The following is a 13,739-nucleotide window of genomic DNA, read 5'->3' as shown; positions in this document are numbered from 1 at the left end:
CCGGTCCGTCAGGCCGCCCGCCGCGGTCTCCACGCCTCCCGTCGCTCGTCCAGGAACCGCACCTCGGCGACGAGCTGGCCCAGCGCCGGGTGGTCGTCCGGGGTGCCATGCAGCTCCCGCTCGATCCGCTTCCGGAACGGCGAGACGTGGTAGCGCACCGCCGGGTCCCCCAGCCGTCTGGACCGGTCGCGCCAGGAGTACGCCTCGACAGACGTCATCGCCCGCAACCTCCGCGGGACCCACCACCCGGTGGCGCGCAGGTCGACATGGGCCGGGAAGCGGCTGCCACCGTGGGTCCGCGCCCCGTCGGCGCGCATCGGCCCGACCTCACGCCCGTCCTCGTCGTGGACGGTGACCTGCAGCCGGGCGAGCCGCAGCAGCCGCTCGACCACGGATGCCCGCGGACTCGTACGCCCGGTCTCCCACCGCGCCACCACCGACTGCGACACCTCCAGGATCGCGGCCAGCCCACGCTGGGACACGTCCAGGATCCGCCTGATCCGGCGGACCATGCCCGGCATCCCTCCGTCGAACGGACCCATGAACCAGTAGTCCCGCTCGGCCTGTGTCCAGTTCGCCAAGCAGTCCCAGGTCGACCCGTCGACCTCCGCCGTACCGTCCTGCTGGTCCTCGTCCTCGCGACCCACGAGATCCACGGCCCCGCCTCTCGTACCGGCACCCGCGGGTCGGGCACCTCGTACTCCCAGCACACCCACGGGCACCCACAGCGGTCAGCCTTCGTCCACAACCGTGGCCCAGGCCCGGAGATCCTGGCCAACTGTGGACGATTCGTGGCACCTCTCCGACCGCCCGGGCCGGGACGGTCAGGCCGGGCTCGACCGCCGGCCCCTCCCGCCCGTCCTTGCCGGTGAGTCGCTCAGAGACTCACGGGCCACTGCCGACGGCAGCCGGGTCGGACACGGCCGCCAGGACCGTTGAGTCGCTGACAGACTCACCGGCAAGGGCGAGTGGGTCAGGCGCCGCGCTCGGCCTGGGTCTTGAGGTCGCCGAGGCCGCGGTCGAAGTCCTTGGCGATCGCCTTGTCGAAGAAGAGCTTGCCGCCCACCGACATGATCGCGCTGCGGGAGCCGGTCATCGTCCAGGTGACGTCGGTGGAGTCGCCGACCGGGGCGAGGTCGAAGCGGGTGACGTTCGTGGCCTTGAAGGGCTTGAGGAAGACCAGGTCGACGACGACCGAGGTCGGGGTGGACTCCGTGATCGCCATCTCGCCCTCACCGGCCTTCTTGTTGCCGGCCCAGTGGTACGTCGACCCGACGCCGTGGTCGGGGCCGGAGTACTCCCGGTTCAGGTCGGGGTCCAGGCCCTCCCAGGGCGACCACTTCTGCCACTCACGGAAGTCGTCCAGCAGGGCGTGGATGCGGTCCGGGGACGCGTGGACGCGGATGCTCCGCGACAGCGAGAAGTCGGCCATGGCGTGAGGTTAGACCTCGGTCGGCGCGTTCGGCAGAGCCATGTCAGATCCGGGTCACGTCAGATCAGCTCAGGTCATATCCGCGCGGCACGGACCACGAGGACGTCCGGCAGGTCCTTGTGGATCTCCTGCCACGACGCGCCCTCGTCGGGCGAGGCCCAGACGCCGCCGTTGCGGCCGCCGAAGTAGAGGCCGGGCTGGTCGTGGTCGTCGGCGCAGAGGGCGTCGCGCATGACGGCGGTGTAGTAGCCGTCGGGCAGGATCCCCTCCCCCAGCGGCTCCCAGGACGCGCCAGCGTCGGTGGTGCGGTAGACCCGCGCCTTCCCGTCGACGGGCCAGCGGGCCTCGGCGCCCGTGATCGGGAAGTTGTACGCCGTGTCCGCGCGGTGCGGGTGGGCCACCATGGCGAAGCCGAACTCGGTCGGTAGCCCCGGGGCGATGTCCTGCCAGGACGCGCCGCCGTCGTCGGAGCGGTAGACCCCGCCGTGGTTCTGCAGGTAGAGCCGCTCGGGATCAGCGGCGTCCCGGGCGACCTTGTGCACGCACTGGCCGAACTCGGGGTAGTTGCGCTCACCGGGGAAGAACTCCGCCTTCACCCCGGTGTTCGACGCCTTCCAGGACGACCCTCCGTCCTCGGTGACGTACACCCCGCCGGTGGACAGCGCCGCGAGCACGCGCGAAGGGTCGGAGGGGTGCGGCAGGATCGTGTGGAAGGCCTGTCCGCCGAAGCCCTCGTTCCACTCCGGTCGGTGCGGGTGGTCCCAGAGGCCGCGGACGAGGGAGAACGTCTCGCCCCGGTCCTCCGAGCGGAAGACCGCGCCCGGCTCGGTGCCCGCCCAGACGACGTCGTCGCCGCCGTCGGCCGAGGTGCCGGGCTGCAGCTGCCACACCCGGGCCAACGTGGTGTCCGTGTCCTCAGGGAAGCGGGCGGCGCCGTTGGGCGTCTCGTCCCACGTGGCACCGAGGTCGTCGGAGCGCCAGACCTGCGGGCCGAGCCAGCTCGACGAGGCGCCCGCGAGCAGGCGTGGCGTGCTGCCGCGGGTGTCGACCATGACGGAGTAGACCTCTTCCATCGGGAAGTGCGGCCCGGTCCACTCCCATGACGTGCGGGCCTCGTCGGAGGTCCCGAGCCACATGCCCTTGCGGGTTCCGACCATGAGCAGGGTGCGCGACATCGGGGCCTCCGCGACGGCGAGTTGGTGACTATTCCGATTAGGAACATTACTCTCGGAGGGCGATGAGTCAAGACGTCCCGGTGACGGGTTACGCGATCCTCGGCCTCCTCACCTTCGGCGACGAGCTGACGGGGTACGAGGTCAAGCAGCGCGCCGACGTCACGCTCCGCTTCTACTGGGTCTCCCCCGCGATGAGCCAGATCTACACCGAGCTGCGACGCCTCACCGGCCTCGGGCTGGTGCGGGCGGACGCCCGCCCCGACGACGGCCGCGAGGTGACGACGTACGCCATCACCGACGCGGGCCAGCAGGCGCTCAAGGACTGGATGGACCAGACGCCCGCCGGTTTCCCCGTCCTCAAGCACACCGTGCTGCTGCGGTTGCTGATCGGCCACGCGAGCGAGCCCGAGCAGACCCGACGCATGCTGCTGGACTACCTCGACGAGCTCGAGCGGGCGACGACCGACCTCGCCGAGGTGAGGGAGGCGCTGCGCGGCGCGGACCGACCGGGCGAGCCGTTCCGGTTCCCGTCGCTGGTCGCCGACTGGGGGCTGGACTACTTCGCCGCCGAGGGACGTCACGCCCGCCGCGCGCTGGACAGCCTCGAGGACGGCGCACCAGGCTGAATAGGCTTGCCCGGTGACCCACCGACCGAGCCCGACCCTGCTCGGACCGGTCGGTCTGGTGATGGTCGGGATCCTGTCGGTCCAGCTCGGCGCGGCGATCGCCAAGGGGCTGTTCGGCGAGATCTCCCCTACCGCGATGGTGTGGCTGCGCCTGGTGACCAGCGCGCTCGTGCTCGCCGCCGTCGCCCGTCCTCGGTTCACCGGCCGGACGCAGCGGGACTGGCTGGTCGTGCTCGGCTTCGGCGCCAGCCTCGCGACGATGAACTGGGCGATCTACCAGTCCTTCTCCCGCATCCCTCTCGGCATCGCCGTGACGATCGAGTTCATCGGGCCGCTGTCCCTGGCGCTCCTCGGCTCGCGCCGCGCCCGCGACCTGGTGTGGGTGCTGCTGGCCGCGATCGGGGTCGCCCTCCTCGGCTTCCAGCGGACCGGGCTCGACCTGGTCGGTGTCGCGTACGCCCTGCTCGCCGGCGCCGCGTGGGCGGCGTACATCCTGCTCAGCGCGAGCACCGGGCGGCGGTGGGCAGGGTTCGACGGCCTCGCCGTGGCGAGCATCATCGCCGCGGCCGCGATGACGCTGCCCGCCCTGCTCAGCGCGGGTACGTCGCTGTGGGACGGCCGGGTGCTGCTGATCGGTGCGCTCGTCGGGCTGCTCAGCTCGGTCATCCCCTACAGCTGCGAGCTCGTCGCGCTGCGCAGCCTGCGGCCGGCGGTGTTCGGCATCCTGATGAGCCTCGAGCCGGCCGCGGCGGCGCTCGCCGCGATCGTGGTGCTGCAGGAGCACCTGTCCCCCGTCCAGTGGCTGGCCATCGGGTGCGTCGTCGCCGCGTCGATCGGCGCGACCCGCTCCGGGTCGGCGCCCGGGGAGCACCCCGGTCACCGGGGCGAGGAGCATTCGGCCACACCCGGCACACTGGCGACGTGAAGGGGGCCACATGAGGGGGGCGACGTGAAGTCACAGATGAGATCGCGACTGGCCGTGGGTTCGCTGGTCCTCTCGCTCGGCGCTGTCGCGGGTTGCTCGGGCACCGACACCGAGCCGATCCCGCGCGTCACCCAGCCCACCGACCTGCCCAGCCAGCCGACCCCCACCGACACCCCGACCGACGGCGAGTCCGAGCCCGGGACGCCGCCCGGCTCCCCCGGCGGCCCGCCCGACGTGGTCGACACGCTCGTCGAGGGACTCGAGGTGCCGTGGGGCGTGGACTTCCTCCCGGACGGTGAGGCCGTGGTCACCGAGCGCATCTCCGGGCGCGTGCTCCGCATCGGGACGGACGGCGAGGTGTCACCGCTCGGCGCCGTCGCGGGCGCCGTGCCCCAGGGTGAGGCCGGCCTCCTCGGCGTCGCGGTGTCCCCGGACTTCGAGACCGACCGGACGCTGTTCCTCTACCTGACCACCGACACCGACAACCGGGTCGTCCGGGCCGAGCTGGACGGCGCGCGGCTCGGACGTACGACGGTCGTCCTGGACGGCATCCCCGCCGGCTTCATCCACGACGGCGGACGCATCGCCTTCGGCCCGGACGGCCAGCTCTACGTCACGACCGGCGAGACCGGCGACCCCGAGCTGGCCCAGGACCCGCAGAGCCTGGCCGGGAAGATCCTCCGCATCACGCCCGACGGCGACCCCGCTCCCGGCAACCCGGACCCCGACTCGCCGGTGTGGTCGCTCGGCCACCGCAACGTGCAGGGACTGGCGTGGGACGACGACGGGCGCCTGTGGGCCTCGGAGTTCGGCGACTCGGAGTGGGACGAGCTCAACCTGGTCGAGAAGGGCGGCAACTACGGCTGGCCGCTGGTCGAGGGTGCCGGCGGCGACGCGTCGTACATCGACCCGCAGCTCGTGTGGCCGGTCGACCAGGCCTCGCCGAGCGGGCTGGCCTTCGCCGACGGCCACCTGTGGATGGCGGGCCTGCGCGGCCAGCGCCTGTGGCGCATCGCAGTCTCCGCCGACGGGAAGGCGTCGAAGCCGCGGGCGTTCTTCGGCGACGAGTACGGGCGGCTGCGCACCGTGGTCGCCGCCCCCGACGGGCTGCTCTGGCTGACGACCTCCAACCGCGACGGGCGTGGCGAGCCGACGCCGGACGACGACCGGATCCTCCGCGTCCAGCCCTGACCGGGTCGGGCGGCGAGGCCCGGACGTCAGCCGGGTCGTACGACGGCGCGACGTGCCGCCCGGCGCAGCGTGGTGAGGATCGCCGGGCCGAGCACGGCGATCGCGATGCCGGTGGTGATCGCGCGCCCGGTGTCCCAGCCGCCCGTCGAGGTGAGGAGCGTGTAGATCAGGAACCGGTGCGCGTTCTCCAGCACCGGCGCCCCGGCGACGTAGGCCAGCGCGCCCTCGTGGCCGGGGACCACGATTCCGAGGGTGAACGGCCAGAAGCTGAGGTTCATCAGCATGCCGTAGAGGTAGGACGCGACCACCGCGTAGGCGCCCAGCATGCCGATCTCGGCGCGGCCGCTCACCCGCCGCGGCAGCAGGCCCGCGCCCATGCCGACCCAGGCAGCGCAGATCATCTGGAACGGCAGCCACGGCCCGACGCCCGCGGTCAGCAGCGCGGAGGCGAACAGCGACGTACAGCCCAGGACGAAGCCGAAGCCGGCACCGAACACGCGACCACCCAGCACGAGGAGGAAGAACACCAGCTCGATGCCGGCCGTCCCGGCGCCGAGCCCGCGCATGACCGCGTTGATCGCGGAGAGGACCCCGAGGACGGCGAGCACGCGTGAGTCCATGCCGCCCTCCCCCATCTCGGCGAGCACGACGACCATCACGAGCGGGAGCAGCGCGAGGAACATGAAGGGCGGCTCGACCCGGTCCCCGGGCTGGGCCACGAGCAGCAGCGGCCAGCACAGCATCATCAGGCCGACGGCAGAGGCGAGGACCAGCACCGCGGCGGTCCGCGGCCCGATGGGCAGGGCGACCTCCGGCTGGGTCGTGGACCGGGTGCGCTCGAGGATGCTCATGCGAGTCCCGCCCCCGCCCGCGCCAGCGCCGCCGCGACCTCCTCGACGACCAGCCACGGCGGTCCGAGGACCTTGGTGACCTGCGGGGCGAACGACGGCGACTCGGCGAGCACCCGTCGCGGCGTGCCGTGCGACACGATCTCGCCCTCGGCCATCACGACGACCTCGTCGGCGACGTGGGCGGCGAACTCGACGTCGTGCGTGGCCAGGAGCACGGCGTGGTCGTCAGCGGCGAGGTCGGCGACGATGCGCGCCAGCTCCGCCTTGCCGGCGTAGTCGAGGCCACGGGTCGGTTCGTCCAGCAGCACGACCGGCGGCCGGGCGCTGAGGACGATGGACAGCGCGAGCGCGAGCCGCTGTCCCTCGGAGAGGTCGCGCGGGTGGATGGCGTCGTCGACGCCGGGGGCGAGCCGGTCGAGCAGGCCGCGGCAGGTCCCGGGCTCGGCGTCGGTGCCGGTGTCGGCCGCGGCGCACTCGTCGGCGACGGTCTCGAGGTAGAGCAGGTCGGCGGCGGTCTGCGGCACCAGCCCGACGTGCGTACGACGCTCGGCGGGCGCGAGGTCGGCCGGGTCGTCGCCGGCCACGTTGATCGTCCCCGACCGTCTCCTGCCCGAGCCCTGCAGCGCCCAGATCAGGCTGGACTTGCCCGAGCCGTTGCGGCCCATGAGGACCGTGACCCGTCCCGGGGACAGCGTGAGGTCGAGCTGGCGTACGGCGACGTGCGAGCCGTGCACCACCGTCACGCCCCGGGCGACCAGCAGCGGGTCGGACGCCGGCGACGACTGCGGCTCGGGCGGGGCCATCTCGGGCAGGGAGCGGGCCTGGCGGCGCGCGTCGCGGACGGTCAGGGGCAGGGGCTCCCATCCGGCGAGGCGGCCGAGCTCGACGAGCGGCGGCGCGACCGGCGAGTCGACGAGGATCTCGCGGGGCTCGTCGACCCGGATGCCCCCGTCGCCGGTGACGAGGCAGATCCGGTCGGCGAACGGGACCACGCGCTCGAGTCGGTGCTCGGCGAGGAGCACCGTCAGGCCGAGGTCGTGGACCAGGCGTGTGATGGTCGCGAGGACCTCTTCGGCCGCCGTCGGGTCGAGGGCGGAGGTGGGTTCGTCGAGGACCAGCACGCGGGGGTGGGTGGTCAGCACCGCCCCGATGGCGACGCGCTGCTGCTGGCCGCCCGAGAGGGTGCGCAGGTCGCGGGCGCGCAGGTCGGCGATGCCCAGCAGGTCGAGCGTCTCCTCGACCCGGCGGCGCATGGTCTCCGGCGCGGTGCCGAGCTGCTCCATGCCGTAGGCGAGCTCCTCCTCGACCGTGTCGGCGACGAACCCGGCGAGCGGGTCCTGGCCGACGTACCCGACGAGGTGGGCCCGCTCGCGCGGCGGCTGGTCGACGATGCTGCGCCCGTCGAGCAGGACGTCGCCCGTCAGGACCCCACCGGTGAAGCGCGGCACGAGGCCGGTGACGATGCCGAGCAGCGTGGACTTGCCGACGCCGGTGCGGCCCGAGACGAGGACCAGCTCGCCCTCCTCGAGGGAGAGGTCGACGCCGTCCAGCACCTGGTGCTGGGCGTAGCGGAAGCCGATGTCGCGCAGCTCGATCACGCCGTGGCCGTTCACGCGGTCACCTCGCGTCGGACGGGGGCGGTGGCGGGGACGGGGGTCGCGACGGCCGGCAGCGCGCCGAGCACGCCGAGCGCGAGGGCGAGCGGCGACAGGTACGGGACGACGGTCACGCCGGGATAGGCGACGACGACCTGCGTGTGGCTGACGTAGTAGCCCAGCACCGCGACGGCGATGCCGATACCGACCGTGAACAGCTCGGCACCGCGCCACGGGTCGGGCCGGTAGCGGGTGCGCTGCACGCGCCGTCCGGCGCTGACCAGTCCGACGACCGCGACCGCGACGCCCGCGCCGAGCATGGGCAACGCGAGGACCTGCGGGGCGGTCGGGTCGAGCCAGGCGTACGTCCCGACGCAGATGCCGGTGAGGGCGAGGAGCAGCAGCGCCCCGGTCACCCACCGCTCGCGGACGGTCGCGCCGCCGGAGCGACCGTAGCCGCGGGTGTCCATGCCGGCTGCCAGGGACAGGGACCGCTCGAGCGCGTCCTCGAGGACCGGCACCAGGAAGCGCTGGAGTCGACCCACGCCGGTGGTGGCGCCGCCGCGCAGCGCTTGGGCGGCCCGGACCCGACGGGCGCTGTCGGCGAGCTGCGGGAAGATCGTCACCGCGACGACGAGGGCGGTGCCGATCTCGTAGAGCGCCGGCGGCACGGAGGCGAGCACGCGCTTGGGGTTGGCCAGCGAGTTGGCGGCACCCACGCAGATGATGATCGCGGCGAGCCGGAGCCCGTCGTACAAGCCGGCCAGCAGCGCCTCGCTGGTCACCGGACCGAGCAGCCGGACACCGGCTGCCCAGTCCGGCAGCGGGATCTCGGGCAGGTCGAGGAGCACGTGGCCGATCTCCTGGCCCCCGAAGATGATCCGGAAGACCACCCGCATCACCACGGTGAACAGTGCCAGGAGCACGTAGAGCCGGAACGACCGGCCGAACGGATGACCGGACCGACGCGCCATCACCACCACCGTCGCCGACCCCATGATGAGGAGCAGCAGCAGCGGGTTGGTGGTGAACGATGCCGCCGTGGCCAGCCCGATCGCCCAGGCCCACCAGGCGAGCGGGTGCAGGTCACGCGGCAGGGCCGCCGATCCGGTCACGCGCGTCAGACCCCCCGTCTGCGACGCGCGATGACCGCGCTCCCCGCGATGGCGAGCACGAGCAGCCCGATCACGCCCCAGGTGAGGGCGGCCGGCACCCGAGCGGGACTGTCCGCCTGCGGGTCGGTCGCCTCGGAGGACGCGCTCGACACTGAGTCTCCCGGAGACTCAGAGGCGGAACCGGAGGGATCGTCCCCGGCGCTGGAGGGTGAGTCGCTGGGAGACTCATCGTCGTCGGAGCCCTTCTTGGACCCCTTGCCGGACGTCTTGTCGGACCCCTTGTCGCCCTTCGCGCCGGCCTCTCCCGGGCCGGCACTGCGCTGTGAGTCTCCTGGAGACTCACTGGCCATCGGCGAGTCGGAAGGCGTCCCGGACGCGGAGGGCGACGAGGACGTCGACGGGCTGGACGGGCTCGACGACGGGCTGGAGCCCGAGCCGCCGGAACCGCCCGAGCCACCCGAGCCACCCGACGGCGAGGACGGGCTGCTGGGCTGGGAGCCACCGCCCGAGCCGCCACCCGAGCCGCTGCTCGACCCTGACCCGCTGCCGCCACCCGAACCGCCCGAACCGCCGCCCGAGCTGGGCGACGAGGTCGGCGACGAGGTCTGCGACGGTGAGGGCGTGGGTGAGGGCGTGGGCGTCGACGTGGGGACGGGAGGAGCCACGCCCGGGGGAACACTGGATCCGGCGGCCCGGTCCTGCTGCCAGGACCAGCCCACGGAGCCGCCAGCGGGGACGGTCAGGCTGCCGACGCCCGAGGACGAGTACGTCCACGACGACTTCGAGCCGTCGGCCCACCACAGGCCCCAGTACGCGTTCGCCGGCGAGGCGTTCACGCACGGGTCGCTCGTCGGTACGCCGTTCACACGGCACACGAAGCCGGGCTGCCGGGTGGCGTAGCCGATGCTGACGCCAACCGACGCGAAGATCGCAGTGGCGCTCTTGCCGCCACCGTCCTCCGCACACGCCGTGACGGTGCTGCCGCCCAGCTCGCGGTAGTCCACGACCACGCTGACGCCTCCCGCAGAGGTACAGGTGGCTGCGCCGGCGGGAGGCAGGACCCCCACCGGCGCGCTGACGACGGCCAGCCCGGCCGCGGCCAGGCCAGCGACCGCGGTCGAGAGCCTCACCGTGATCCGGGCTGACGAGCGTCGTGCCTGCCGAGACATCGAGGTCACGCCCGCTTCAGCCAGAACGCCGTGCGGACCGGGTCCTTGCCGGGCGTGCGCTGCACGCCGACGACCCGGAGCTTGCCGGACTTCAGGGCGGGGCGAGCGGCCCGGAGCACCTTCAGCACGACCTTCCCGGACGCGCCGGGCGCGATGGCGTACGTCGTGCGAGCGACCACCACGCGACGGGCCTTGCCGCGAGCGTTCTCCACCTTCTGCTTCGACCGGACCACGATCGTGCCCTCGCAGGGAGCCGCACCCTCGCAGGCGACGTCGAGACGGAACCGGTTGCGCTTCACCCGCTCCACCTTCGCCGCTGCCAGCTCGCCCGTCACAGGCGCGGCCGTCGTCGGGGTCGTGGTCGGGGTCGTCGTCGGGGTCGGGGTCGTCGTCGGGGTCGGGGTCGTGGTCGGGGTCGTGGTCGGAGGCGTGCCCGCCACGGTGGTCGTCGACGTCTGCGTGCCCGTCACGGTGGTGACCGAGAACGTGTACGCCCCGGCACCGGCCGGGAGCTGGAAGTCGACGGGCAGGTCGGCGCCCGTGCCGGTCACCGACTTCGCCACCGAGCCGAGGGCGACGCACCCGTGCTCACCGGCTGCGAGGCCTGCGACCGTGGCTGTCACCGCTGCCCCGTCCGCGGCGGTGGCCGGGGTGGTGATGCCGAGCGGAGCGTCGGCAGTCGGCGCCCACAGCAGGGCCGGCGTGGCCTGGAACGTGGCGAAGCGCCAACTGGTGCGCTTGAGGCCCACGCCGTCCAGACGTGCGCTGGCGTAGTCGTCGGCGTTGAAGGCGATGGCGCCATTGGGCGCCTTCGACGCGCACGCACCTGCATCGGCTACCTGGAGGCTTCGCACCCAGGCAGCGGCCTTGCTGGCCGCGTCGTCGCGACCGGCGAGGCCGAGTGCCCAGCCGGCGAGACCGGTGCCGTTGGTGTTGGCGCCGGCGGCTCCGCCGTCGCCGGGGAAGGAACCGTCCGTCAGCTGCGCCGACTCGAGCCAGTCCGCGGCGCCGTCGATCGCGGCTGCGACCTCCGGCGTGGTCAGACCGGACTCGACGAGGGAGATCAGCACCAGTGCCGTGACGTCAGGGTGCAGATCGGTGGCGGGACATGCCCCGTCGAGCGAGAGAGGGAAGAACCCTGCTTCACACTGGCGCGCGACGAGCGTGTCGGTGGCGGCCGTGGCCTCGCTCGAGCCGGCCGCGGTCAGCGCCTCGACGGCGAGAGCCTGGCCGATCGAATTCGCGTAGTCAGTCGGGTAGCTGCTGTCATCGGAGATCCGACCGGTCACGTCGTCGGTGAGGGTCTCGAGCTGGTCGAGGAGGTCGATCTCGGAGTACCGGTTGGCGGCGTCGCCACCGAGGCGCTCGACGAAGGCGGCAGCCTTCGCGGTGGCGTTGGCGTAATAGCCCTCTCGCAGGTAGATCGGGTCCTCCCCGATCGGGACGTTGTAGTCGTACTCGGACGTCTTGACGTAGCCGAACTTGTACGGGTCGTTCACCGAGACCAGCAGGGGTCCCAGGCCGTCAGCGACCCCCCCGGCGTCGGCGTCGCGGCCGAGCGCCTCGAGGGCCAGCGCGGCGTCGATGCCCGACCCAGCATCCGGACCGTAGTCACCGATCACGACGCCGTCGGTGAGCTCCCCTGCGATCCAGTCGCCTGCAGCGTCCGCTGCCTCAGCAGGGGTCGCGGCGACAGCCGGGGCGGACAGGGGTTGTGCCAGCGTGGCGGCTGCGAGCGCGACGGCTGCCAGCCCTGAGGTGAACTTCATGGTTCCTTCCCTCGCTGCGACAACGAGGGAGGCGGAATACCGGCTCGCCCCGTTGCATTCCTCGACAACGATGGTGATCAAGACGCGTCGAGGTGGGTCTTCCGGCTCGCACGGGATCGCTCCCGTGCCCACGGTTGCGGGTCAGCGCCGGTTTCGGACCGGCTTTCCCCAGCTCGGGCGTGTGTGGTGCCGGCCCGGGCGGGCGCGGCTTGCGAAGCGTAACCCCCGTCGGTCCACGGACGCACCTCGGCCCGGCGCCACGAGATGAGCTCCGTGGGCGCCGGGCCGAGGGGTGGTGCTGGTGGTGCGTCGGGTGCCGTCAGCTACGCGTCAGTTGCGCACGCGGAGCGACGTACGAGCCTCGTCGTCCGAGGTCTTCACCAGGGCGACGCGACGCTGGTTGCCCGTGGGCAGCTGCAGCTTGCGGACGATCTTGTCGCCGGACGTCTTGCCCTTCACACGGACGAAGTCGCCCTTGACCTGCAGGCACGCGCTCTCGCTCGGCGCGAGGCCGAACACGCGGAACTGCACGCGCTCGCCGGCACGGGCCTGCTTGCGCACGGACACGATGCGGAGCTTGTCCTTGCTCGCCGGGGCGAACTGCAGGCCGAGGATCGCCTGCGAGGTGGCACGGCGCCACTCGTCACGGGCGTCGGCCGGGATACCGCTGGTCTTGGCACCGGTCGCCCGGTCCTTGCGGTAGGCCACGGCACCGGTGTCCTTGGTCAGCGCGGTGCGGCACTTGTACTTGTCGACCGGCTGGTTCTTGCGGACCCACAGCGCCGCCTTCAGGGCCGCGTCGCGGTTCTTCAGCAGGCCCAGGGCGTAGCCGCCGAGCGCCGTGGAGTTGGTGTTGATCTTGCTCACCGGCGCAGCAGCGCGGAACGCGCCGCTGCCCCGCTGCCGGTCGGCCAGCCAGGTGCCGGCCTTGGCGAGGGCACCCACGACAGCCGGGCTCTTGTCGCCCGACTCGACCAGGTTGATGACCGCGAGCGCGGTGACGTCCGGGTCGGCCGCGCTGCCCGCGACGCCCTCGGCGCACGCCTGGCTGGGCACGTCGGGCTTGTCGAAGTCGGCACGGAAGTAGCCCGACGCGCACTGCTGCTTGAGCAGGAAGTCGCGCGCGGCACCGGCCTCGCTGGAGTTCGCGAGAGTCAGCGCACGCGCGGCGTACGACTGGCCGACGACGTTGGCGTAGTCGCCGAACTCCGACTTGTCGGAGATCCGGCCCACGAGCGGGTTCGGCGTGGTGTTCGGCGCCGTGCCGGTGGTGGCGTCGGCGGTGCGCTCCTCGAGCCGGGTGATCAGGTTGACCCCTCCGTAGCTCGTCGGGTTCTTCTTGGCGACCCTGGCGAACGTGGCCGCCTTGCCAAGCGCGCCGGCGTAGGACTCCTTGGTCCCGTCGCCGACGTAGTCGGCGATGCGCGGCTCGAGGGAGTTGTTGATCGCCGTCACGGTGCCGCCCTGGCTGGCGACGGTCGAGAGGGCCATCCCGGTGTCGATGGTGAGGCCGAAGTCCGGACCGGACGAACCGACCATGAGGCCGTCCCTGAGCTCCCCGGCGATCCACTCGGCGGCGATCGTGGACGGGGTGCTGTCGGTGCTCGCCGCGGCGGCCTTGGCGGCGCGCAGGGCGGGCGTGGGCTCAGCGGATGCAGGCGGAGCGGCGAGTACGCCGACCCCCAGCGCTGCGGTCGACAGGGCGACCAGAGCCGTTCGGACAGGTCGAATGCGATGGTGCATGACTTCCTTCCCGCTCGCCGAGGTCGTCACGGCCGCATGCCGCGGCCGACCACTCCCCCGATGCTGCGAGCGTTGGTTGGTGATGTGACCAATGGGACTCACCAGCACCCTAACAAGTTGTCTAGACCGCGATTCAGCCGCATCTTCC

At 72.6% G+C, this 13,739-nt stretch carries 13 protein-coding genes; 4 read left to right on the top strand and 9 right to left on the bottom strand.

Translation table 11 applies throughout. The features are described from left to right. Positions 1-8 precede the first annotated feature (8 nt). The 3 genes from JOD65_RS09860 to JOD65_RS09850 form a co-directional block, all read right to left on the bottom strand. Positions 9-656 (bottom strand): helix-turn-helix domain-containing protein, encoded by a 648-nt coding sequence (locus JOD65_RS09860; RefSeq protein WP_191196551.1) that lies wholly within the window; start codon positions 654-656, stop codon positions 9-11. Positions 657-973: 317 nt separating this feature from the next. After that, complete coding sequence (locus JOD65_RS09855; RefSeq protein ID WP_191196550.1) at positions 974-1,432, bottom strand: SRPBCC family protein; 459 nt, start codon at positions 1,430-1,432, stop codon at positions 974-976. Positions 1,433-1,506: 74 nt separating this feature from the next. After that, on the bottom strand, positions 1,507-2,607 hold the full coding sequence (locus JOD65_RS09850) for a WD40/YVTN/BNR-like repeat-containing protein (protein WP_191196549.1): 1,101 nt from the start codon (positions 2,605-2,607) through the stop codon (positions 1,507-1,509). Between the two features lie 62 nt (positions 2,608-2,669). On the opposite strand from JOD65_RS09850, the gene JOD65_RS09845 reads away from it, so the two are divergent. Genes JOD65_RS09845 through JOD65_RS09835 form a run of 3 tightly spaced genes read left to right on the top strand, consistent with a single transcriptional unit; the run spans position 2,670 to position 5,349 of the window. Then, positions 2,670-3,233 carry a PadR family transcriptional regulator gene (locus JOD65_RS09845; RefSeq protein WP_191196548.1) on the top strand — a complete coding sequence of 188 codons (564 nt, stop codon included), beginning with the start codon at positions 2,670-2,672 and terminating at the stop codon, positions 3,231-3,233. A 13-nt stretch (positions 3,234-3,246) separates the two neighbouring features. Further along, on the top strand, positions 3,247-4,158 hold the full coding sequence (locus tag JOD65_RS09840) for an EamA family transporter (protein WP_307821064.1): 912 nt from the start codon (positions 3,247-3,249) through the stop codon (positions 4,156-4,158). 36 nt (positions 4,159-4,194) lie between these two features. After that, on the top strand, positions 4,195-5,349 hold the full coding sequence (locus JOD65_RS09835) for a PQQ-dependent sugar dehydrogenase (RefSeq protein ID WP_191196547.1): 1,155 nt from the start codon (positions 4,195-4,197) through the stop codon (positions 5,347-5,349). Between the two features lie 26 nt (positions 5,350-5,375). On the opposite strand, the gene JOD65_RS09830 is transcribed toward JOD65_RS09835, so the two are convergent. Genes JOD65_RS09830 through JOD65_RS09815 form a run of 4 tightly spaced genes read right to left on the bottom strand, consistent with a single transcriptional unit; the run spans position 5,376 to position 9,062 of the window. Next, a complete protein-coding gene (locus JOD65_RS09830; protein WP_191196546.1) occupies positions 5,376-6,200 on the bottom strand; it encodes an ECF transporter S component in 825 nt (274 codons plus the stop codon). After that, complete coding sequence (locus JOD65_RS09825) at positions 6,197-7,813, bottom strand: ABC transporter ATP-binding protein (protein ID WP_307821062.1); 1,617 nt, start codon at positions 7,811-7,813, stop codon at positions 6,197-6,199. Before JOD65_RS09825 ends, JOD65_RS09830 begins: the two co-directional genes overlap by 4 nt. After that, complete coding sequence (locus tag JOD65_RS09820) at positions 7,810-8,910, bottom strand: energy-coupling factor transporter transmembrane component T (protein ID WP_191196545.1); 1,101 nt, start codon at positions 8,908-8,910, stop codon at positions 7,810-7,812. The genes JOD65_RS09825 and JOD65_RS09820 overlap by 4 nt, the downstream gene beginning before the upstream one ends. Before the next feature lie 5 nt (positions 8,911-8,915). After that, positions 8,916-9,062 (bottom strand): hypothetical protein, encoded by a 147-nt coding sequence (locus tag JOD65_RS09815; protein ID WP_191196544.1) that lies wholly within the window; start codon positions 9,060-9,062, stop codon positions 8,916-8,918. A gap of 115 nt (positions 9,063-9,177) precedes the next feature. On the opposite strand from JOD65_RS09815, the gene JOD65_RS09810 reads away from it, so the two are divergent. Beyond that, positions 9,178-9,810, top strand: coding sequence for a hypothetical protein (locus JOD65_RS09810; protein ID WP_191196543.1), 633 nt, complete (start codon positions 9,178-9,180; stop codon positions 9,808-9,810). A 274-nt stretch (positions 9,811-10,084) separates the two neighbouring features. Here JOD65_RS09810 and JOD65_RS09805 read toward each other — a convergent pair whose 3' ends face one another. Together JOD65_RS09805 and JOD65_RS09800 are read right to left on the bottom strand one after the other, a co-directional pair. Then, on the bottom strand, positions 10,085-11,848 hold the full coding sequence (locus JOD65_RS09805; protein WP_191196542.1) for a prenyltransferase/squalene oxidase repeat-containing protein: 1,764 nt from the start codon (positions 11,846-11,848) through the stop codon (positions 10,085-10,087). A gap of 330 nt (positions 11,849-12,178) precedes the next feature. Continuing rightward, the gene (locus tag JOD65_RS09800) at positions 12,179-13,591 is read right to left on the bottom strand and encodes a prenyltransferase/squalene oxidase repeat-containing protein (RefSeq protein ID WP_191196541.1); all 1,413 of its coding nucleotides are present in this window, start codon (positions 13,589-13,591) and stop codon (positions 12,179-12,181) included. Between the last annotated feature and the right edge of the window lie 148 nt (positions 13,592-13,739).

Source organism: Nocardioides cavernae, assembly GCF_016907475.1.
Classification (GTDB): domain Bacteria; phylum Actinomycetota; class Actinomycetes; order Propionibacteriales; family Nocardioidaceae; genus Nocardioides; species Nocardioides cavernae.
This window is presented reverse-complemented; position numbering and strand designations above follow the sequence as displayed.

Bases quoted from the DNA above. Each gene is read 5' to 3' on its own strand.
- JOD65_RS09805 (WP_191196542.1), bottom strand. From the start codon at position 11,848: ATGAAGTTCACCTCAGGGCTGGCAGCCGTCGCGCTCGCAGCCGCCACG.
- JOD65_RS09850 (WP_191196549.1), bottom strand. From the start codon at position 2,607: ATGTCGCGCACCCTGCTCATGGTCGGAACCCGCAAGGGCATGTGGCTC.
- JOD65_RS09845 (WP_191196548.1), top strand. From the start codon at position 2,670: ATGAGTCAAGACGTCCCGGTGACGGGTTACGCGATCCTCGGCCTCCTC.
- JOD65_RS09830 (WP_191196546.1), bottom strand. From the start codon at position 6,200: ATGAGCATCCTCGAGCGCACCCGGTCCACGACCCAGCCGGAGGTCGCC.
- JOD65_RS09800 (WP_191196541.1), bottom strand. From the start codon at position 13,591: ATGCACCATCGCATTCGACCTGTCCGAACGGCTCTGGTCGCCCTGTCG.
- JOD65_RS09835 (WP_191196547.1), top strand. From the start codon at position 4,195: ATGAGATCGCGACTGGCCGTGGGTTCGCTGGTCCTCTCGCTCGGCGCT.
- JOD65_RS09855 (WP_191196550.1), bottom strand. From the start codon at position 1,432: ATGGCCGACTTCTCGCTGTCGCGGAGCATCCGCGTCCACGCGTCCCCG.